Source organism: Streptomyces sp. 2323.1 (genome assembly GCF_900221035.1).
Classification (GTDB): domain Bacteria; phylum Actinomycetota; class Actinomycetes; order Streptomycetales; family Streptomycetaceae; genus Streptomyces; species Streptomyces sioyaensis.
This window is the reverse complement of the sequence record NZ_LT907981.1, coordinates 6,863,748-6,883,255: the sequence shown is the minus strand read 5'-3', so window position 1 is coordinate 6,883,255 and position 19,508 is coordinate 6,863,748. Positions and strand designations below refer to the sequence as shown.

Here is a 19,508-nt window from a genome sequence, read left to right as displayed (position 1 = left end):
CGGTCACCAGCCCAGCAGGGCGAAGGGGTCGTGTCCGGCGGCTTCGTCCGGGCCGTCGTCGGTGGTGTCGGGCCGGGGGAACCCGGTGGGGATACTCAGCCAGCCGTGCCGTACCCGTCGGCTGGTGAAGCTGCGGGCGTACGGATCGAACGAGACCGGGGCGTCGTGGAGGACGTCGTCACCTTCGGGGTCCTCAAAGGTTACGGAACGGTCGATGCGCGCCGGATACAGCGGCCGGTCCAGCTCTTGCTCCCTTCCGCACTGGCCGGCGTACTGCTCACGGGCACGCCGGGAGGCCTGCCAGGGCTCCTCCCGCAGAACGTGTTCCAGGCTTCCTTCCCGCAGGCCGAGGGCGAGCGGCTGGGTGGGAGGGCAGGAGCGGCGGCCGAGAGCAAGGGGGAAGGAGGGGGCCCGGACGACCTGGTCCAGGGTGCACAACAGGTCACGGGGGCCGGCGACAGCCGCGACGAAGACCGCGTCCTGGAGGTAGTAGCGGGTGGTCACATGGGTGTGCTTGGCCGGGGAGGTGGGCTTCTGGAGGCCCTTGGCCGAGACTCCGGCCTGGAGCAGTGGCCGGCCCCGGAAGTCGCTGACGGTGTGGTAGTCCCGCAGCAGCGTTCCGGGCTGGTCGACGCGCACGCCCAGGCTCAGCGGCGTCAGCTCGTCGAGCGGGTCCTCGCGCGCCATTCCGGCAGCCGCCGCGAGCAGGCCGATCACACCGGATTTGGTGGGCTCCGGGTTGGTCTCGCGTCGGTTGAAGGCGCTGCGAGAGCCCCACGATTGCAGGGGGCCTGCCAGGCGGAGCAGGAGTACGGCCTCGGTTGTCGTCCCTTGAGGGGCGGGCGTTGCCGGCGGAGGGGTGGTCATCGGGTGGCTCGCTTGACCGTGTCTGTGAGGTGGGCGCGCAGGCCGGCCAGCAGCTTCGGGAACGCCACGGGCCCGGCGAAGGTGTCCTTGAGCTGCTCCGCGGTCTTCCCGGAGGAGTCGAAGGTGTGGCACAGGGCGGTGAACGCGGGTGTGTCGCCCCAGACGCTGGTAGCGGTGGCGTACTCGCGCGCCAGGCGGCGGGCGGACTCCGCGGCGATTCCGGAATGGGCCCCGACCGGCTCCTCGAAGGCGGAGACGAGGTTGACCGGCTGGTCTGTGCGTACGACGACCGCGACCAAGCTGGGCAAGGTGCGGTGGCCGAAGGAGTTGCCGTAACCGGTGGGCATGGAGCGGGCGAAGGAGGTGACGAACTCCTCGACGGCGGTGACCGCTGCCTCTTCGTCGGTGAGGTTGTGCAGGAGCTTGTGGAGGCTGACAGAGGCGTAGCGGTAGAGGGTGGCGGAGTTGAAGCCGATGGTGCCGATCATGCCGGCGCCGGTTTCCTGCTCCTTCATGGTCTCGTCGTCGACAGCCGTGAAGTAGTCGAATTCCAACTCGACGGCATGGGTGGACAAGGCGTGGGCGACCTGGGTGGCGGCATCGACCTTCAGTGCGGGAATGTCGGCCACCATGCGTCCGAAGAGGGCGACGTCCATTGGATGCCCGGTGCTGAACTTTTCCTGCACCGGCAGCTGGGCGATCTCGGCGGCCAGCTCTGCGTCGTCCAAGGAGGCCAGTTCGGCCGCGCGGTCACGGACAAGGTCGGCTACGGCGCTGAGTTGCCGGCGGCCATAGAAGAACAGGTAGGCGGTGTCCCCCTCCTTCTTGCCGGCACTGATCTTCAAGGGCGCCAGCAAGGCGCCTGCCAGCCGGGACGAAGCCTCCGCAGGCAGATCGGTGTCTGCGCCGATCAGGCCGGCGAGCGCACTGCTGATACGCCTGGTGCGGGTCGCCAGGTCCTGCTCGGGCATACGCTCGGTGAAGTGGAGACGGGTGGCCCGCTTCCACGCCTGGGACGAGACGCGGGACCGTCGCACACCGCCGTAGTACGCCTCCTTGGGGTTGCCCTGATCATCGCGGTTGAGGTTGGCCGGAGGCACTGTCTGAAGGATGTGGACGTCGATGTAGGTGCGGGGCGCGGTGAGCACCATGAAGTTCTCCGGTGATTCGGGCTGCGGACGGGCGTGGCGGCTCTGTCGTGAGAGCGCTAGGAGACGTGGTCAGGGGACGGCTTGACCGGGCGGCCATTCCAGGAGTGATACGCCAGTCCCCAGGTACGGCGGACCCGTCGACGTGACTCGGGGTAGTGCCAGTTCCTGATGTCCTGCATCAACTGGTCGTAATCCAAGGGCACTTTGACCGACCGGAGTTGGGTGATCAGGCCCCGCAGCCGATATACCAGGGTCGGCACGGAGGTGGTGTTCACTGCGGCTGCGACCCGGCGGTCCACGGCTTCCGTGCTGAACCGGTCGTCGTGACGTAGGTCGCGCAGGGCCGCCCCCAGCCCGACACCCCGCTTGTGCATGGGGTGGGCCTGGCTCTGCTGATGCAGGCCATAGAGCGATAGCGCCGCGTGTTCGGCTTCCAGCTCCGGCGTCACCTGCCCGTCCGTGTGACTGGTGTAGAAGGGCCAGAGCGCGGGGACCGTGCCGGCCGGCTGCCCCAGGCCGGCCCGCAGGGCGGCGAGGTCTTCGCCGGGGGCCTTGGCGAGGGCCCCATTCCTGGGATCGATGCGCCAGGTGCCGTCGTTCCGTACGCACTGGCTCCAGTAGCGGCGGACGGGCGTGGAAGCTGTGGGTTCGGTGGTGTTGCTGGGGCCGGTCTCGGGTGTGGCAGACACGGCGTTCCCCCCTTAACTTTCGTCGGACGGCCGATCGGTCGTGTGTGGTGCGGTGGGCGGGACGGGTGGGAGAGCGGGAGCTTGCACTACCCCTCAGGCGGCCTTCCGCAGGGTCGCGCGGCGGGTGAGGATCTCATCCATGCGGTCCAGGAAGTGACGTTCGGCGCGACTGAGCTGATAGACGCGTTCCTTGCCGTCCTTCGTCACGGTCCTGCCGCTGAAGAGGCCCGGGGCGGCTGTGGAGAGCACTTGTTCGGCCACCTTCCATGTCTCCCGCCCGGCCTTTTGCTCCCATGCCGTCAATCCACGCTCGGACTGCTCGAAGTCCTCACCGACCGTACGCAGGCCGGCCAGCAGCCGCCGCACCAGCGGATCAAGAGCGTGCAGCAAGGTGTCCCCGGGGCGTTGCCCCTTGTCCCAGGGGATCGGCTCGGTGCCGGCCGCCCGCCGCAGATCAGCGGAGAGATTGTTGACCGCGCCAGCGAGACTTTCCGCCTGGCCCAGGGCCTCCAGAAGCGAGCCGCAAACGATGCCGTCCGGGTTCAGCGCAGTCAACGGCAGGGGAATCTCATCGAAGAAGACATCCTCGACGATGGAGGACTGAGTGCCGTAGGCGATGCCTGTCAGCTCTACCTGGAGCGGGTACTCCTGAGGTAGCCGTTCCCTGACCGCACTGACGCGGCTCAGCAGAACGCTGGTGTGGAAGCCTGCCCGAACGTCCGTCGCATCGATCTGCTCCCCCGCGCGGTCAACCGCCAGCAATGCGTTCAGACCTCGCCAAGCAGCACGCCCCAGCTGATGTCGTCGAGGACGAACAGGAGAGACGGCCTTCGCTTTGCCGCTCTTCTTGCCGCGGGTAGTGGCACTGTCGACGATCCAGGCGGTGTGAGGTTCGTGATCGGGCGTGCTGTCCAGTCGGTCCCCTGCGGCCACGACAACCTGCGTGACCCGCACCCCGTTCGGGGTCTCCTCCGGAACCAGCCGGATACGGCGCGACTGCCAGGTCCATACGTCCAGCAGCCCACGAGACGCGCGGGCCTGCCAAGCCGGAGTGGCACAGGACAGCGTCTCCTCAACCCTGCCATCCGGCTCGCGACGCCTCCACTGGGGAAGGTCATCAGAGAGCAGGGGCTGTCCGAAGGGAATGTTGAGCAGAAGAGTTTCGTAGACGGTACGACCCTTGGGCATGACGACGCCCAGTTGCCCCAGCGGGCCGACCGGATTCCCCGTCGTCTTCCCCGCCTTCACCCGCGGATCGCCCACTGCACCAGTCTTGATGGCGGCCGTGTCCCAACAATGGGTGTGCAGCAGCCAACGTGCGGCCTGCGCCGGGGTCAGCTCCAGCGAGTCCCCCTCCGAACGGGACGAGAACAGCGGCACGTTGTTGCCGGTAGCAGCCGTCGCCACCAGAAGCGCAGACCCCTTGGTCTCGTGTCTGGCGGTACGCAGACCCGCTACCTGCGCGAAGGGCGCATCCTCGCCGAAGAGGTCGAACAGGTGGCGGTGACCGTCAAGGTAAGCATTGAGCTTGGCGCACTGCTCAGGAGAGAAGGCCCCGGCCTTGAACATCGCAACCCACTCAGCGGCATCCCGCGGCCGTCCCAGAGCATCCACGACGATGGGCAGCAACAACTGCCGATAAATCGCCGGCTTCTGGGTCGACAGCTCGACAGCGATGTCCTGGAACTGCTCGGCCTCCAGAAGGAGCCGTCGTACACCAACTTCTTCGAAGGCGCCAAGCCCCCGATGGCCCTCCCCCGCAACACTGTTCGAGGCGCGCGCGGACAGCCACGCGTCGTCCAGCAAATTACACAACTAGGCTTCCCCCCCATACGTCTACGTCATAAGACGCGAGAGGCATCGTTACACAGCAGCCCCCAGTCCCGTCTCCAAATGCCAAAATGCACACGAGCCTCTGCCGGTCACTCGTGTTCTGGCGGTTCTGGGATCGTTCCAATTCTTTTGGTCCCTGGCTCTCCTCCCGGCTGGGTCCACCGATGTTCCGGTCCCCGCGCCTGCGTGTTGGTCCCGTGACCAGCCGGCCGCGGCCCCGTCAGGGCGGCTGGTCCCAGCACTCTCGGGGCTGGTCCCACGCGGGAGGTGTGGACGGCGACGTTCGCGTGCGTGGTCCCCGCGCCCGCGGGGTTGGTCCCTTCGCGCCCTCCGTCAGCAGCGCCACCCGGTGATGGTCCCCGCAGCCGCGGGGTTAGCCCCCACAATCGTGCCGACGCCTACGGGCTGGCACCCTGCTCCCCCCACCCGCGGGTTGGTCCACCCTGACTGGTATTCATGTTGCTCTGCAACGCTGGTACCCGCGCCTGCGGGGTTGGCCCCATCTCGCAGCGCCGTCCGGCGATTTCGGCCATCCGGCCCCGCGCGCGTGGGGCTGGCCCCTCAGGTAGAGCTGCGCGAGGTGGTAGGCCTGCCTTGTCCCTGCGCATGCGGGGTTGGCCCCATTCCTGCCCTGGCAATGGCAGTGGCAGTGGCCGCATGGTGGTCCCCGCGCAGCGGGGTTGGTCCCGCGAGCGACTGGGCCTTGGCCGTGCCCTTGTCCTGCTCCCCGCGCCCGCGGGGTTGGTCCCTTCAGGAGCTGGTATCCACCGGGGCTTCGCGACTGCTCCCTGCACCTGCGGGGTTGGTCCCCAGAAACACGCCTTGATCGAAAACTGCACGTCGTGGTCCCCGCGCATGCGGGGTTGGTCCCGCGGCTCGGCAGATCGCCCAAGCCGAGCAGGGGTGGTCCCCGCGCATCGCGGGGTTGGTCCCACGGCCATCATCATCAGGACAACACCGGAGAGGTGGTCCCCGCGCATGCGGGGTTGGTCCCGCCTCCCCTGCGCACTCCTCTGGTGTCGGTGTGTGGTCCCCGCGCATGCGGGGTTGGTCCCTTCGTGGTCTGTTCCAAGATCGCCTGGTGGATGTGGTCCCCGCACATGCGGGGTTGGCCCCTGTACCGCTCGGGGCCCCCTGGGCCGCACCCCGTGGTCCCCGCGCATGCGGGGTTGGTCCCTGTGGGCTGCGGCCCTCGGCTACCTTTCCCCGGTGGTCCCCGCGCATGCGGGGTTGGTCCCGCCGTGAAACATGGCGCTGGCGAGGAGTACACGTGGTCCCCGCACATGCGGGGTTGGTCCCAACTGCGGCGGCAAGCGGGACGATCAGGGCTCCTGCCCTCCGGCACGGCCCGTCGATCTGGGCATTCGTGCCGCTACGGACCTGGAGAGCGCACTTCGACAGGCCGACTGGCAGGCATCCGATGAGCACCAGAGGCGAGCTCGGACCGCCGCCGTGGCTGCGACCTCCCGGTCAACCCCAGCCCGCCCCCACCATCCGGCTCGACCTACTGATCGACTGCGCTCCCGACCAGGACCCCGGCGTTACCCAGCGCGACGAGCCCGTCAGCTTTGACCCCCGTCACCGCCGGTACGGGGCGCGTGGCATCACCTCACTCGCCGTGCACCTCCCTGCCACGGAAGCCGCCGGGCCACCGCCCCACGACCCGATCACCGCACTGAGGAACGATTGATGTACCTGACCCGCTTCCGCGTCAACACTGCGCGCCGCGAGGCCCGACAGCTCCTCGGATCGCCACACCGTATGCACGGAGGGGTGAACATGTCGTTCCCGCAGTCGCCGTCCAACGAGGGCACAGGGCCACGCCTGCTGTGGCGTGTCGATCACAACTCCCGTGCCGAATGTTTCCTGTTCATCGTCAGCTCCAGCCGCCCAGACGTGACACATCTCGTCGAGCAAGCCGGATGGCCGGCAGCGGACCAGCTAGGTTGGCAGACGTACGAGTACGGAGGCTTCCTGGGCGCACTGAGCGAGGGTGACACGTGGGCATTCCGGCTCACCGCCAACCCCGTGCACAGCATCCGCCTCAAAGAAGGGCAGCCCACCAAGCGCACCGCGCACCGTACCCCCTTCCATCAGGCCCGGTGGCTGCTGAGCAGGCAGAAGGACGCCGGCTTCGAGGTCGTGGAGAAGCCCCTGGAACGCAGACTGCTGGAACACGGAGACGAGCACGAACTCCTCGTGCGCGACCACCGAGACCTGCAATTCGCCAAAGCCACGGACAAAGACAGCCGACGGATGAACGTAAGCCTGACCAGGGCCACCTACGACGGGTGACTTCGTGTGACGGATGCTGTCGCACTGCGCCGGACCCTCACTCAGGGCCTCGGCAAGGCCAAGGCTTACGGCTGCGGCCTGGTGATCCTCTCGCACCAGTGAGGTGACGCATGACCACCGTCAGTCGGCGGGGCGCCGCTTCACCCCGTGAACTCGCGCGGATCGGCGATCGGCTCTCCTTCGTCTACCTGGAACGGTGCACCGTCCACCGCGACGCCAATGCGATCACGGCCGAAGACGTGGAGGGCGTCACCCATTTCCCGTCCGCTACCATCGGCACTCTCCTGTTAGGCCCGGGCACCCGCATCACCCATCAGGCCATGGCGGTCCTGGGAGACTGCGGAGCAGGGGTGGTCTGGGTCGGTGAGCACGGGGTGCGCTTCTACGCCGGCGGCCGGGCCCTGACCCGCTCCTCCGGGCTGGCCGAGGCCCAGGCCACCGCGTGGGCCAATCGGCGCACACGGCTGGACGTCGCCCGCGCCATGTACAGTCTCCGGTTCCCCGACGAGGACCCCTCAGGACATACCCGGCAAGAACTCCTCAGCATGGAAGGCCGACGCCTCAAAGACTGCTACCGACGCGAATCCGCTCGCACTGGTGTTCCATGGCGCCGCCGCGAGTACCACAGGGAAGACTTCTCGGCCGGCGACGCACCGAACCAAGGCGTCACGGCCGCGGCTCAATGCATGTACGGCATCGCCCACGCCGTCGTCGCCGCCCTCGGATGCTCCCCCGGTCTGGGCTTCGTTCACTCCGGCCACGAGCGCTCCTTCGTCCTGGACGTAGCCGCCCTCTACAAGACGGACATCGCCATCCCGGCAGCCTTCGATGCAGCAGCCGAAGGCCCCGAAGACATCGCCGCCCGCACCCGACGCGCACTACGCGACCGCATCAACCAGACCCGACTCCTGGACCGGTGCGTGGACGACATCAAGAATCTGCTCGGCTACAGCATCGACCGGGGATCAGCGGACGACGCCCCTTCTCCGGACATCGTCACCCTCCAATCCGACCACGACACCCTCGTCGATGGCGGCCGCAACTACGGCGACGAGATCATCTGGTGACCGTCATCATCCTCACCAACTGCCCAGCCGGCCTACGTGGCTTCCTCACTCGCTGGCTCCTGGAAATCTCCCCAGGCGTTTTTCTCGGCAGCCCCTCAGCGCGAGTCCGCAAGGCTCTGTGGACAGAGGTCCGCCAGTACGCAGGGCAAGGCCGCGCCCTGATCGCCTACCAGACCAACAGCGAACAGGGATACGCCTTCGAAACCCACGACCACGCATGGCACCCCACCGACCACGAGGGCCTCACCCTGATCCACCGCCCCAACCGACGAGCCCCAGGCCCCAAGGACAACAAACCACCCGAGGGCCCTCGTCCCGGCTGGAGCAAAGCGTCCAAGCGACGAAGGTTTGGCAACAGATGAACTCCGAGAGACACGATGCGGCGCTACGCAAAATAATGAGATTCTGCCGCTCCACCGCAATTGCCCTCCACCACGAGGTCGATATGTCCGAATCGCTGAAAGTAAGCAAACCAGCTCATCACCTTCCTGAATCTGCAGCTCACGGCCTCTGCTCCCCGCACCCGCGGGGTTGGTCCCAGCCGGCCTTTGTCGAGTAGCAGCGCGTCCAGCTGCTCCCCGCACCCACGGGGTTGGTCCCCCGATCGGCCTGATCATCCTGGCGATTGCCGCCTGCTCCCCGCACCCGCGGGGTTGGCCCCCTGTTGCGAATGGCAGGGGACAGTGCACGTGACTGCTCCCCGCACCCGCGGGGTTGGTCCCGCGCCACCCCGGCCTGCCAACGACTTCAGTGCCTGCTCCCCGCACCCGCGGGGTTGGTCCCACGCCAGCCGGACCGCCGGTGGTGCCTTGGGTCTGCTCCCCGCACCCGCGGGGTTGGTCCCGGGCGCTCGGGATCCGCTCCCCGTCCAGGGTCCTGCTCCCCGCACCCGCGGGGTTGGTCCCGACGTCACCGTCCACGACCCGCTGACTGTCGACTGCTCCCCGCACCCGCGGGGTTGGTCCCCTCGAAGAACAGGGGGCCGCCCAGCGTCACCGCTGCTCCCCACACCCGCGGGGTTGGTCCCCGGCGGACTTTGTCCGTGAACCATGCGGACATCTGCTCCCCGCACACGCGGGGTTGGTCCCTGCCACCGCATCCAGGCCCCTTCGGACGCAGCCTGCTCCCCGCACCCGCGGGGTTGGTCCCAGAGCCGGACGCGTCCCACCGCAGCTCTGTTCCTGCTCCCCGCACCCGCGGGGTTGGTCCCACCTCGTTGTAGGCGTCCAGGATTTCCATCTCCTGCTCCCCGCGCCCGCGGGGTTGGTCCCCTCCCGTACGTTCCGGCCGTGCGGCGCGTTTCCTGCTCCCCGCACCCGCGGGGTTGGTCCCTTGGCCGCGCCATAGTGAGCGACCGGTTGCCACTGCTCCCCACACCCGCGGGGCTGGTCCCACGGGAGGGGAAACGGGGGCTACCTCCCGGGGCTGCTCCCCGCACCCGCGGGGTTGGTCCCACGACGTGCGGGCCGATCGCATGCACCGTCGGCTGCTCCCCGCACCCGCGGGGTTGGTCCCCTCAGTACCGGCGCGCACGAGCTGCACCCGGCCGACCGCTGACAGTGGTCCCGCCTGCGGGGCTGAGCTGGTCCCTGCGGGCCGCCCAGGAAGCCAGCGGTCACTGCCGGTGGGACAACCTGCCGGTGCGGACCGTACTGGTTGAGTGGCTCGTCGAGGCGACCGCCCCGTCCCACACTCAGGTGTAGCTTCGTCGTCATCCCGCCGCGGGACCGGCCGAGAGCTTCGTCTCCTCCAGAAGGGGACGCAGGCGCAAGTGCACCGGCCGCACCGTCATCGCGACCACTATGTGTCAGGTGGGCTGGCGGCTCGTACGCGACGGCCCCGCCGCCGTCGGTGGCTAGGAGTATCGTCATGCGGCTACGGTGCCCAATGTGCCGACTGCGCGGTGGTAGACGCGGAAGTGCGCTGTCACGCGGGAGCGTCTCGGAGTGACAGTCTGCGCCTGACCGTCGACGGCCGAGGAGCCAGACCGTGGCTGAAGTGACGGACGACTGAGACGACGGACGACGAGATGGCGCGGGATTACGACAGTCAGTTGCTGGAGTCGGTGGCGGTACGCCGGCGCAGGATGCGGGATGCCCTGTTGTTCGGGGCGCAGCGGGGGCGGCGCTCGGCGGACGAGCGGCTGGGGAAGGTGTTCGCGGGGATCGCGTTCACGGCTGTTCTGTGTGCGGGGTGCGTGGGGTGGTCCTTCCTTCAGCACACGCTGGCGCAGCAGAAGGCTGAGCAGGAGAAGCAGCAGTGGCAGGTGCAGCCGTACGAGCAGCCGACGCGATCGGCGCAACCCTAAAAGTCCACAGATGAGATTCGGACAGAGTTTGCAACATTGCTGGGAATTGGGCGAAGAGCTCCCCGTGGCGCGAGAAGCGTCCCCTGGCGCGGGGGCGGAGTGGAAGTCGAACGCAGACGGCATGTCCAGTTTGGCCCGAGGGTGGGTCAACGCCGCGATGATAGGTTCCCGTAAGTGGTGAGCAGAGCAACGACTTCTCAGGCGCAACTGAGCCGAGTGACCTTGGTCGGCGAACGACGCCGGGCGGATGTCGTCCTGCGCTCCGATACGCCCGTAGGGCAGTTGATCCCGGATGTCCTGCAGCTATTGGACGACCGACCCGCATCGCGCCCGTTGACACGGCAGTTGATGACATCCGACGGCTCCGTCCTGCCGCACGACTGCACGCTGGCATCGGCCGGGATAGCCGACGGCACCGTGCTCCGGCTAGTCACGACGCACTCTGCGCCACCCGCCCCCGTAGTCCACGACGTCACCGACCAGGTGGCTGACGACCTCGACTTGCGGGCTTGGCGCTGGCGTCCCGTCGCCCGCCGGGCCAGCGCGGGGGCGGCGACCGTCGCCTTCGCAGTGATCGCCGCGTTGCTCGCCCGTCGTGAGTTCCCACTCGGCGCCCTGGTCGGTGTTCTCTCGGCCATCACACTTGTCCTCCTGACGGCCGGTGCGCTCGTCGCCAGGATCGGACGAGGAAACCGGGGCCTGGCGACCGCGCTCCTGGTCGCCTCCGGCGGGCTTGGCGTTCTCACCGCATGGACGGCCGCCGACGCCTACGGCTGGCCGGGGAGCGCGCGGCTCGCTGCCGTGGCGGGTGCGCTGGTCTTGACGCTGGTGTTCCTCGGATACTTCTCGCCGCTTGGCAAGGGCGGGCTTGCTGGAGCCTTGACGATGGCCACGATCGCCGCCGTGTGGGAGGCGGTTGCCGCCGTTCAGGGTGATCCTGCCCGGCTCGGTGCCGTCATGGGTGTCTTCTCGCTGGTGGCGCTCGGTCTGCTACCGCGCCTGGCTCTGATGGCGTCGGGACTTACCGCGCTCGATGACCGGCGCTCGGGCGGTATCTCTGTCACCCGTCACCAGGTGGGTACCGCGCTCGCGGGGACCCATCGCGGCCTTGCCCTTTCGACGATCGTGACTGCGGTCTCGGCTACCTCTGCCGGCTGGCTGCTCACCCTGGCCGAGAAGCCGACCGTGTGGACCGTGGCGCTGGCATCGCTCGTCGTCGTGGTGCTTGCGTCGAGGGCGCGAGCATTCCCGCTGATCGCTGAGGTTGTTGCGCTCTTCGTCGCCGCGTCGTGTCTCGTGGTGCGGCTGGTGATGGTGTGGATGAAACATGCGGGCGGTACCGGGCCACTGGCCGTGCTGTGTGTGGCTGCGGTGCTGCCCCTCGTCGTTTTGGCGGTGCAGGTGCCCGAGCACGTGCAGGTGCGGCTGCGACGCATAGGCGATCTGATCGAGTCCATCGGCATGGTGGGGCTCTTCCCTCTGGCCTTCGGTGTGTTCGGGGTATATGGGCAGCTGCTCAACCAGTTCTGAATCGACGTGCAGGCGCTCCGGGCGGGGCAGAAGGGTGGGGTGAAGGGCAGGCATGCCGAACGGAGACGGCTGGCAGGGTGACGTGCTGCGCGACCTGAGAAGCGGTGCCCAGCAGAGTGCGGGTGCGCAGGGGCCCGGCGGGCAGGCGTACCGCGCTTCCGCGCCGGGTCCGGACCTGCCGTCGCAGAGTGCCCAGGCAGCAGACCTCGCCCCTCGGGATGGTGCAGCCCTGCAAGCCGGCTACCCATACCAGGGACAGGAGCAGCAGGCGAGCCGTCAGGACGGCTGGCCGCAGCGGGCCGAGTACCAGAAACAGAGGCAGCAGGCACAGGCCGCATACGCCCCGGGCCCCCCACCCCAAAGTGCCCCCAGCTCCCAGCCCGCACAGAACAAGGCCCTGTCCGGCACTGTGTGCCGCAAGCCGCAGCACGGTGAATCCATCGCCGCGCGTGCCGCACGCGCTCTGCGCCGTACGCTCTCGTCGTCAGCCGCGCGCGAGGTCGCTGAGATCACCCGCACTGCTCGGGTGCTCCAGCAGCCCGTGACGACCGGCCGGCAGATCGCCGTCACCTCGATCCGGGGTGGATCCGGCAAGTCGACCGTCGCCGCGCTGCTCGGCACCGCGTACGCGCACTACCGGCAGGACCCGGTCCTTTTTCTGGAGGCCGATCCGGCGCTTGGCTCGCTGCCGCTGCGGCTCGGCGCAGGGGCGCTGCGCTGGACGACCAGTGATATCGCGGACCTCGTCCAGCCGAACATGTCGCTGCTCGACGTCACCGGCTATCTCGTCCAACTCCCCAACAACGCCTGGCTGCTGCCGGCCAGCCAGGGCCAGATCGGCGTGATGCTGGACAGCCAGGCATACGAGCGGGTCGTGGTGGCGCTGCGTCGCTACTTCGGTGTGATGGTCATCGACTGTGAGACGTTGCCCGCCGAAGTCGGCCGGGTCGCCCTCGCTGCCGCGCATGGCCGTGTTCTGACCGCACCTGCCACGCCGGAAGGCATCAGCAGTACGTATTCGGTGCTGCAGTGGATGCAGGGGCTGCCGCGGCATGTGATGGCCAGCACGGTTGTCGCGCTCACCGAATTGGTGCCCCATTCAGGGCTCGACCTGGACGAGGCCATCCAGATGCTCAGGTCCACCGGGGTGAGCGTTCAGGTGCTGCCGTACGACCGGCACTTGGCGGCTGGCGGCCGCCTCCATACCGAACTGCTTGCTCACCCGACCAGGGAAGCCGTCGCTCGCCTTGCCGCGGACGTATTCCAGCTCTCCCTCTCCCAGCAGCCTCACTGACAGATGCCGAGCCCGATCGTGAATGACGGACGACGATGAGTACCCGACTGATACACCGCCCGGCCAGGACCACCCGCCCCCCGGCTGCCTCCGAGGCGCGCATCATCGAGGCCCCGCCCAACCTCCCCGAGGGAAAGGCGGGCAACATCGCGATGTCGCTGCTGCCTGTCGCCGGCGTCATGTCGTCCGTGGTGATGATGACCGTCGTGCGCAACAGTCAGTTCGCCGGGCTGGGCGCGATCATTCTCGTCGTCACCGTCATCGGCTCCGTCGCGCTCGTCTTCTCGCAGCGCGGCAAGGCGCAACGCACCCGCCGCACCCAGCGCGAAGCGTATCTGGCCTATCTGGAGGATCTGCGCGAGGAGCTGGCTGGCGAGGAGCGTGAACGGCGCGAGCGCGCCGATGTCCTCAACCCGCCGCCGGCCGCCCTCTACGACATCGTGCGCGATCCGGCCCGCCTGTGGGAGCGCCGCCGCGTCGACGGTGACTTCCTGCACGTGCGCGTCGGCACCGGCGAGATGCCCGTACGGGATCTGGAGATCGCTCAACAGGGTTCGTCGGTCCTCACCCCGCCCGACCGCTTCATGCTCAACGAGGCGTCGGCACTGATGGCCCGCTTCCGCACCGGCACCGAACTCCCCCTCACCGTCCCGCTCGACCGCGTCGGGGACATCAGCGTCATCGGCCCCCGCGAGGACTGCTTGCGCCTCGCGCGCGCCCTACTCGTCCAGACCGCTGCCCTGCACGCCCCCGACGACGTGGCGATGGCACTCGCCGTGCTCGGCGACCGGCTCGCCGACTGGGAGTGGGCCAAGTGGCTGCCACACCTGCTCGACACCGAGCAGTACGACGGCCCGGTCGCCGCGCGCCGAATCGCACCCTCCGCACCCCAACTCGCCCGGTTGCTCGGCCCCGAACTGCGCCGCCGGGCGTCCTACGCGGCCGAGGTCCGCCGCGGCCTCTCCGGCGATGACGCCCTGTCCATGATCTCCCGGCTGCTTGTCGTCGCCGACGGACACGGCGAAGACGCTGTCGACCTGCCACGTCCCGACGACGCGGTCGGCCTGCGGGAGATGGGCGTCACCGTCCTGCACCTGCTCGAACACAGGGTCCAGGAGCCCGGACACGTCGGCGTCCGCATCACCGTCAACGCCGATCAGGTCGTCATCGAGGATCTGCGCGGGCAGCAGCCGGTTGGCTCCCACGGCACCGTGGACGAGGCCGGCATCCCATTCGCCGAGGGCCTGGCCCGGATGCTGGCGCCACTGCGCCTGTCCGCCGAATCGCTTGCCGACGCACCCCTGACCGGGCCCGTCGACTTCGCCGACCTTCTCGGCATCGACGACGTGGCGCAGCTCGACGTGTCGCACCTGTGGGCCCCACGCGGCGAGCGGGCCTTCCTGCGCGTGCCCATCGGCATCAACGACTCCCGCGAGCCGGTGCTCCTGGACCTCAAGGAGTCCTCGGAACTCGGCATGGGCCCGCACGGCCTGTGCGTCGGCGCCACCGGTTCCGGGAAGTCGGAACTCCTGCGCACCCTCGTCCTCGCCCTCGTGGCCACGCACCCACCGGAGGACCTCGCCCTGGTCCTCGTGGACTACAAGGGCGGTGCGACCTTCGCGCCGTTCGCGGACCTGCCGCACGTCGCCGGTGTCATCACCAACCTGGAGAACCAGGCCGGTCTGGTCGAGCGCGTGCATGCCTCCCTCGCCGGTGAGGTCAAGCGCCGCCAACAGGTCCTCAAGGACGCGGGCAACATCGCCGACATCGGGGACTACGCCGCGCTGCGCGCCCACCAGCGGCCCGACCTGGACCCGCTGCCGCACCTGTTCGTCGTCATCGACGAGTTCGGTGAACTGCTCACCGCCAAGCCGGACTTCATCGACCTGTTTTTGTCCATCGGCCGCATCGGCCGCTCCATCGGAGTGCACCTGCTGCTGTCCAGCCAACGCATCGAGGGCGGCAACCTCAAGGGCCTGGACACCTACCTCTCCTACCGGCTCGGCCTGCGCACCTTCTCCGCCGACGAATCCCGCACGGTCCTGGACACCACGGACGCCTTCCACCTCCCGCCGCTGCCCGGATTCGGCTACCTCAAGGTCGACACCAGCCACTACGACCGCTTCAAGGCGAGCTATGTCTCGGGCGCCTACCGCGGCCCCGTGCAACGCGGGGAGGAAGAGGACACCGGGCCCCTCGCCCTGCCCTATGAGACCTTCAACTCCACGGCCGGAGCGGGGGACGCGAGCTCGCCGGAGCAGCCGGTGCGGCGCCGCGAGATGGGGCCGACCGAACTGGGCGTCATGGTCGAGCAGCTGGCCAACGCCGCCGGTACGGTCCGCCGCATCTGGCTACCGCCCCTACCTGATGCGATCGCCCTGGACAGGGTTGCTGGACCGCTGAATGTCGGCACCCGCGGTATGCAGCTCGCGGGGCGCCGCGCCCCACTGGAGGTACCTCTCGGTCTGCTCGACGATCCGGCCAGACAGTGGCAGGGCCAGTGGTACCTGGACCTGACGGTGGCGGGCGGCCACGCCGGCATCATCGGCGGCCCGCAATCCGGCAAGACCACGCTCTTGCGCACCCTGGTCCTCGCGCTCGCCCTGACCCACACTCCGCAGGAGGTCGGCGTCTACGGTCTCGACCTGGTGGGCGGCGGCCTGGCGGCCCTGTCGGGCTTGCCTCACGTCGGTGGTGTCGCAGGTCGCGTCGACCGTGAGCGGGTGGCCCGCACCGTCGACGAGGTGCGAACGATGCTCGCGGCCAGGGAGGAACTCTTCCGCGAGCACGGCATCGACTCTGTCGAGCAGCTGCGCGACCTGCATGCGGCGGGCCGGCTGCCCCAGCTGGCATCCGCCGAGATCGTGCTCGTCATCGACGGCTTCGGCGCGCTGCGCGACGACTTCGAAGAGCTGGAGGACGCCGTCGCCGACATCCTCCAACGCGGCGGCGGTTACGGCATCCACGTCGTGGCGGGCATGCTCCGCTGGAACGACGTGCGCATCGCCGTCCAGTCGAACTTCGGCACCCGCGTCGAGCTACGGCTGAACGACCCCAGCGAATCCAGCATCGACAGCAAGCTGGCAATGACCCTCTCCCCCGACGAGCCCGGCCGCGTCCTGACCGCCGGCAAGCTCTTCGCGCAGGTCGCGCTTCCCCGTACGGACTCACTCGCCGATACCGCGGACCTGGGCGCGGTGCTGGAGCGCGCTGCACGGACGGTCCGCGCCACCTGGAGCGGCGAGGTCGCACAGCCTGTGCGGGTGCTGCCGCATCTCCTGGAGCCCCACGTCCTGCCGGGTCCGGTCGCCGAACCCCGGCGGGTGCCCATCGGCCTGGACCAGACGGCACTCGAACCCGTACTGCTCGACCTGTTCCAGCACGACCAGCACCTGCTGATCATGGGCGACAGCGAGTGCGGCAAGACGAACCTCCTGAAGACCATCGCCGGCGGCCTCATGGAGCGCTACAGCGAGGACGGGCTGGTCTTCGCCGTCATGGATCCCCGGCGCGGTTTGCGCGGTGCGATCCCCGAGGAGTTCAACGGCGGCTACGCGTACAACGCCAAACTGTGCGCGGGCCTCGCCGCTGCGGTCTGCACCGAGTTGGACAAGCGACTTCCCGATGACGGCGCAGGCCTCGAGGACCTGGAACCGGGCAGCTGGGGCGGCGGCCCGCGGATCGTGGTCCTCGTCGACGACTACGACGTCCTGACCACCGCCGGCCAGGAACCACTGGCCCGCTTCCTGCCCTACATCCCCTCCGCCGTGGACATCGGCCTCCACTTCGTCCTCACCCGCCGCGTCGCAGGCGCCTCACGCGGCATCTACGAGCCCCTGGTGCAGGGCCTGCGCGAATCGGGCTCCTCGGCACTCCTCATGGCCGGGGACCGCGGCGAGGGCCAGCTGTTCCCCGGCGTCTACGCCTCCTGGCAGCCGCCGGGCCGCGGTGTCCTCATACGCCGGGGCCAGACCAACCGCCTGATCCAGACCGTGCACTCCCCCAGGTGACATTTAGGAGAGCTCTCCCGCCCACGCGAACCACGAGACACACGGCATCCATGCCCCGAACGATGAAGGACCGGACGAGAACAACATGACCAAGGACGTCATCGCCCTCACCCAACGCATGCCCGACCCGTCGGCCATGCTCGCGGGACTGCTCTCCGGAGGCCCCGACAAGCTGGTGGACACAGCGGGCGAGGGGGCCGTCGTGCGACTGTGCGACGAGAAGGGACGCCCCCTCGTCTCCGTCGAGGCACCGCTGCTTGTACAGGTCGCGGGTGAGGCCGAGCGGCTGCTCGGAGCCACCCCGCCACCACTTCCGTACTGGTGGACAGAGGCCCGCGCGACCACCGGTGTGGAAGAAGCCGAGCGGCTCGCGGGCACCTTCGCGGCCCGGCTGGCCGCTTTGGCTGACGGCTCCGCCTGGCCGCCTGAAGCCGCGCAGTCCCTGGGCGTGGTGAAGACCGAAGGCGTGAGCGTTGCGCCCACGCCCGCCGCCGGCCAGCCCGCGGTCGACGTCCTTACCGACAAGGTCGCCGTCGTCATCCAGGACCGCCCGGTAGTGGCCATGACGGCCTGGCTCCAGGACGCGTTCCAGACAGCCGCCGGCGCAGAGTTGGGTCTCCAGGTCGTCACCCCGCCAGGAACCACGCTTTCCCCCGCCGTTCGCGCCAGCCTGAGCAGCTGGCCCTCTCGCTGGGTCGTGCGCGACGAGCGGGACGGCTACTACGACGGACAGTCCGGAGCCGTCTTGCGCTGGCAGGACGGCATGTTCGCGCCGGTGGCGGCAGCCGACGCGACCGTCGATGACCCTCGCACCCCGGTAGCTGCCTCGTACCAGGAGGTCACGGACACCGGTGAACAGCAGCTGGCCATTACGTTCCGCGCGGTCCATCCTGCGGACGAGCGTCTGGTCCTTGGCGGTGCGCTGGAGTCGATATGGCGCGAACTCACCGGTGAGCCCCCGGCGGGATGGGGAACCGCGGAGCCCGCCAACCTCCCCTGGTCGCCGCGCCAGATGACCGACCTCGCCTACGAGCGGTCGCCCGAGCCGACCTGGTTCGTGGTGGTCGGCGGCCCAGACCGGCCGGGCCTGGCCACGGTGCGCATCAGCCGTACGAAGGCAGGCGTGGAGGAGTACGTCACGCTGATGTTCGGCTACGGCCCCGACGAGGAGCCGCCGGTGGACGCCCTTCCCAGGGCCGCGGAGGTGCTCGCCACCCGCCATCGGCTGCTGTCGATGCTCGTCCAGGTCCGCAAAGCCCGCCGCGACCTGGCGGTGCCGCCCCGCTTCGAGGGGCCCGGTGTCCCGCTGGCCTTCGTGCTCGGCGCGGAGGAGGTCCGCCAGATGCCCGGTGACCGTGCCCGGAAGACGCCACTGTCCAAGCCGCCTGTCCCCCTCGGTCCGAAGACCCGCCCTGCGATGTACTACGCGCTGCCTGGGGATCCGTTGGATCTCTCGGGCTGGCAGGACTTCGAACGCCTGATGCGGCATCTGAAAGGCGAGTGAGAGCACCTGGCACAGGGGGGAACGTGCGCGTGGACCTCCTGCCAGGCACCCTGCAGGCATGGCAAGTGGGTGAGCTCCTGGCTGTTTTGAGCCGTTGTCAGACCTTGGGCATAGCATCGGGATTGCGGATTGCACCAATGACTTCGCAATTGATAGGCATGACCGCACATACGATCGTCAAATCCGGCGGGGGGAGCCCGATGAAGTTCGACATGGGGGCGCAGACGCTCTCGACCCTGAGGTCGAAGTCGCAGGGGTCGAGCACGGAGCTGGGGACGTTGATCCGTCAGCTCGTGCAAGCAGCACAGCCGTTGGAAGGCAAGTTCAACGGGTCGGGCAAGGCGGCGTTCGACTCGTTCAAGTCGCACTCGGACGAGATCGCGGCGGAGTTGAACAGTGCGCTGGCCGCGATTGTGGGCGGTCAGTCGGGCATGGAGACGGCCTTCGGCTCGGGCGACCAAGAGCAGGCCGACAACGCCCGGTCGCAGATGTCGGCGGCGAACTTCGACGCGGCCCGCTTCTCGGGCCGCTGACAGCCCGATTGCGACAGAAGTACTCAGATCTCAGGGGGAGTGATTGTGATGGCTGCTGGCATGGACCGTCGTTCGTACGACTCGGGTGCGTCCGCGGAGGCACAAGGCAACATCCAGGCGGTGATCGCGCGCCTGGAGCAGGTGATCGCGGCGCGTGATGCGCAGGTGAAGGCGGCGATGTCGGATTTCGCCGCGGATGGTGTCGCAGAGGAGTACCACGGCAAGGAACTGCGCTGGAACCGCGCCTCGCAGGAGGTCAGGAGCATCATCCAGCTGCTGAAGACGACGCTGGAGAAGAACGACGGCACCGCGCACCAGACGCTCGCACGCGCGAAGGCCGCGGTCGACAACATCGGCTGAGCCTGCCTCAGCGCATCGACAGATAAGGCAATCCTTCGGAGTGCGCGGACGGGTTGCCGGCCGTGGG

General features: G+C 68.7%; 13 protein-coding genes, 1 pseudogene and 2 CRISPR repeat arrays. Of the genes and pseudogenes, 10 read left to right on the top strand and 4 right to left on the bottom strand.

Translation table 11 applies throughout. From position 1 onward, the window contains the following. Positions 1–3: 3 nt before the first annotated feature. The 4 genes from cas5e to casA form a co-directional block, all read right to left on the bottom strand. Entirely contained in the window at positions 4–867 is an 864-nt protein-coding gene (gene cas5e / locus CPH93_RS29780) for a type I-E CRISPR-associated protein Cas5/CasD (RefSeq protein ID WP_096214596.1), read from the bottom strand. After that, positions 864–2,018 carry a type I-E CRISPR-associated protein Cas7/Cse4/CasC gene (cas7e, locus tag CPH93_RS29775; RefSeq protein WP_096214595.1) on the bottom strand — a complete coding sequence of 385 codons (1,155 nt, stop codon included), beginning with the start codon at positions 2,016–2,018 and terminating at the stop codon, positions 864–866. The genes cas5e and cas7e overlap by 4 nt, the downstream gene beginning before the upstream one ends. 56 nt (positions 2,019–2,074) lie before the next feature. Beyond that, positions 2,075–2,707 carry a type I-E CRISPR-associated protein Cse2/CasB gene (casB, locus tag CPH93_RS29770; RefSeq protein WP_096214594.1) on the bottom strand — a complete coding sequence of 211 codons (633 nt, stop codon included), beginning with the start codon at positions 2,705–2,707 and terminating at the stop codon, positions 2,075–2,077. Positions 2,708–2,800: 93 nt separating this feature from the next. Then, the gene (gene casA / locus CPH93_RS29765) at positions 2,801–4,513 is read right to left on the bottom strand and encodes a type I-E CRISPR-associated protein Cse1/CasA (protein ID WP_231976998.1); all 1,713 of its coding nucleotides are present in this window, start codon (positions 4,511–4,513) and stop codon (positions 2,801–2,803) included. A 991-nt stretch (positions 4,514–5,504) separates the two neighbouring features. After that, positions 5,505–5,839: direct repeats of the CRISPR family, unit length 29 nt; unit sequence GTGGTCCCCGCGCATGCGGGGTTGGTCCC. Between the two features lie 390 nt (positions 5,840–6,229). On the opposite strand from casA, the pseudogene cas6e reads away from it, so the two are divergent. From cas6e to CPH93_RS29715, 10 genes and pseudogenes are all read left to right on the top strand, one after another. Further along, a pseudogene (cas6e, locus tag CPH93_RS29760) lies at positions 6,230–6,937 on the top strand (type I-E CRISPR-associated protein Cas6/Cse3/CasE). Positions 6,938–6,945: 8 nt separating this feature from the next. Further along, positions 6,946–7,902: a type I-E CRISPR-associated endonuclease Cas1e gene (gene cas1e / locus CPH93_RS29755; RefSeq protein ID WP_096214592.1), complete on the top strand. Its 957-nt coding sequence runs from the start codon at positions 6,946–6,948 to the stop codon at positions 7,900–7,902. Then, complete coding sequence (cas2e, locus tag CPH93_RS29750; protein ID WP_096214591.1) at positions 7,899–8,264, top strand: type I-E CRISPR-associated endoribonuclease Cas2e; 366 nt, start codon at positions 7,899–7,901, stop codon at positions 8,262–8,264. Before cas1e ends, cas2e begins: the two co-directional genes overlap by 4 nt. Positions 8,265–8,412: 148 nt before the next feature. Next, a CRISPR array of direct repeats spans positions 8,413–9,417; the repeat unit is 29 nt; unit sequence CTGCTCCCCGCACCCGCGGGGTTGGTCCC. A 514-nt stretch (positions 9,418–9,931) separates the two neighbouring features. Beyond that, positions 9,932–10,210, top strand: coding sequence for a hypothetical protein (locus tag CPH93_RS29745; protein ID WP_096214590.1), 279 nt, complete (start codon positions 9,932–9,934; stop codon positions 10,208–10,210). 174 nt (positions 10,211–10,384) lie between these two features. Then, positions 10,385–11,740, top strand: coding sequence for a type VII secretion integral membrane protein EccD (gene eccD / locus CPH93_RS29740; RefSeq protein ID WP_096214589.1), 1,356 nt, complete (start codon positions 10,385–10,387; stop codon positions 11,738–11,740). Between the two features lie 52 nt (positions 11,741–11,792). After that, entirely contained in the window at positions 11,793–13,034 is a 1,242-nt protein-coding gene (locus CPH93_RS29735) for a MinD/ParA family ATP-binding protein (RefSeq protein WP_096214588.1), read from the top strand. A 35-nt stretch (positions 13,035–13,069) separates the two neighbouring features. Next, positions 13,070–17,044, top strand: a complete 3,975-nt coding sequence (gene eccCa / locus CPH93_RS29730) for a type VII secretion protein EccCa (RefSeq protein WP_096214587.1) — start codon at positions 13,070–13,072, stop codon at positions 17,042–17,044. 85 nt (positions 17,045–17,129) lie between these two features. Next, a complete protein-coding gene (locus tag CPH93_RS29725) occupies positions 17,130–18,548 on the top strand; it encodes a DUF6177 family protein (RefSeq protein ID WP_096214586.1) in 1,419 nt (472 codons plus the stop codon). Positions 18,549–18,748: 200 nt separating this feature from the next. After that, positions 18,749–19,081: a hypothetical protein gene (locus CPH93_RS29720; protein ID WP_030080778.1), complete on the top strand. Its 333-nt coding sequence runs from the start codon at positions 18,749–18,751 to the stop codon at positions 19,079–19,081. A gap of 48 nt (positions 19,082–19,129) precedes the next feature. Then, a complete protein-coding gene (locus CPH93_RS29715; protein ID WP_093642528.1) occupies positions 19,130–19,441 on the top strand; it encodes a pore-forming ESAT-6 family protein in 312 nt (103 codons plus the stop codon). Positions 19,442–19,508: the final 67 nt, after the last annotated feature.

Excerpts from the sequence above, each read along its gene's own strand:
- cas5e (WP_096214596.1), bottom strand. The coding sequence starts at position 867 with ATGACCACCCCTCCGCCGGCAACGCCCGCCCCTCAAGGGACGACAACC.
- cas7e (WP_096214595.1), bottom strand. The coding sequence starts at position 2,018 with ATGGTGCTCACCGCGCCCCGCACCTACATCGACGTCCACATCCTTCAG.
- cas1e (WP_096214592.1), top strand. The coding sequence starts at position 6,946 with ATGACCACCGTCAGTCGGCGGGGCGCCGCTTCACCCCGTGAACTCGCG.
- CPH93_RS29745 (WP_096214590.1), top strand. The coding sequence starts at position 9,932 with ATGGCGCGGGATTACGACAGTCAGTTGCTGGAGTCGGTGGCGGTACGC.
- CPH93_RS29735 (WP_096214588.1), top strand. The coding sequence starts at position 11,793 with ATGCCGAACGGAGACGGCTGGCAGGGTGACGTGCTGCGCGACCTGAGA.
- eccCa (WP_096214587.1), top strand. The coding sequence starts at position 13,070 with ATGAGTACCCGACTGATACACCGCCCGGCCAGGACCACCCGCCCCCCG.
- CPH93_RS29725 (WP_096214586.1), top strand. The coding sequence starts at position 17,130 with ATGACCAAGGACGTCATCGCCCTCACCCAACGCATGCCCGACCCGTCG.
- CPH93_RS29720 (WP_030080778.1), top strand. The coding sequence starts at position 18,749 with ATGAAGTTCGACATGGGGGCGCAGACGCTCTCGACCCTGAGGTCGAAG.
- CPH93_RS29715 (WP_093642528.1), top strand. The coding sequence starts at position 19,130 with ATGGCTGCTGGCATGGACCGTCGTTCGTACGACTCGGGTGCGTCCGCG.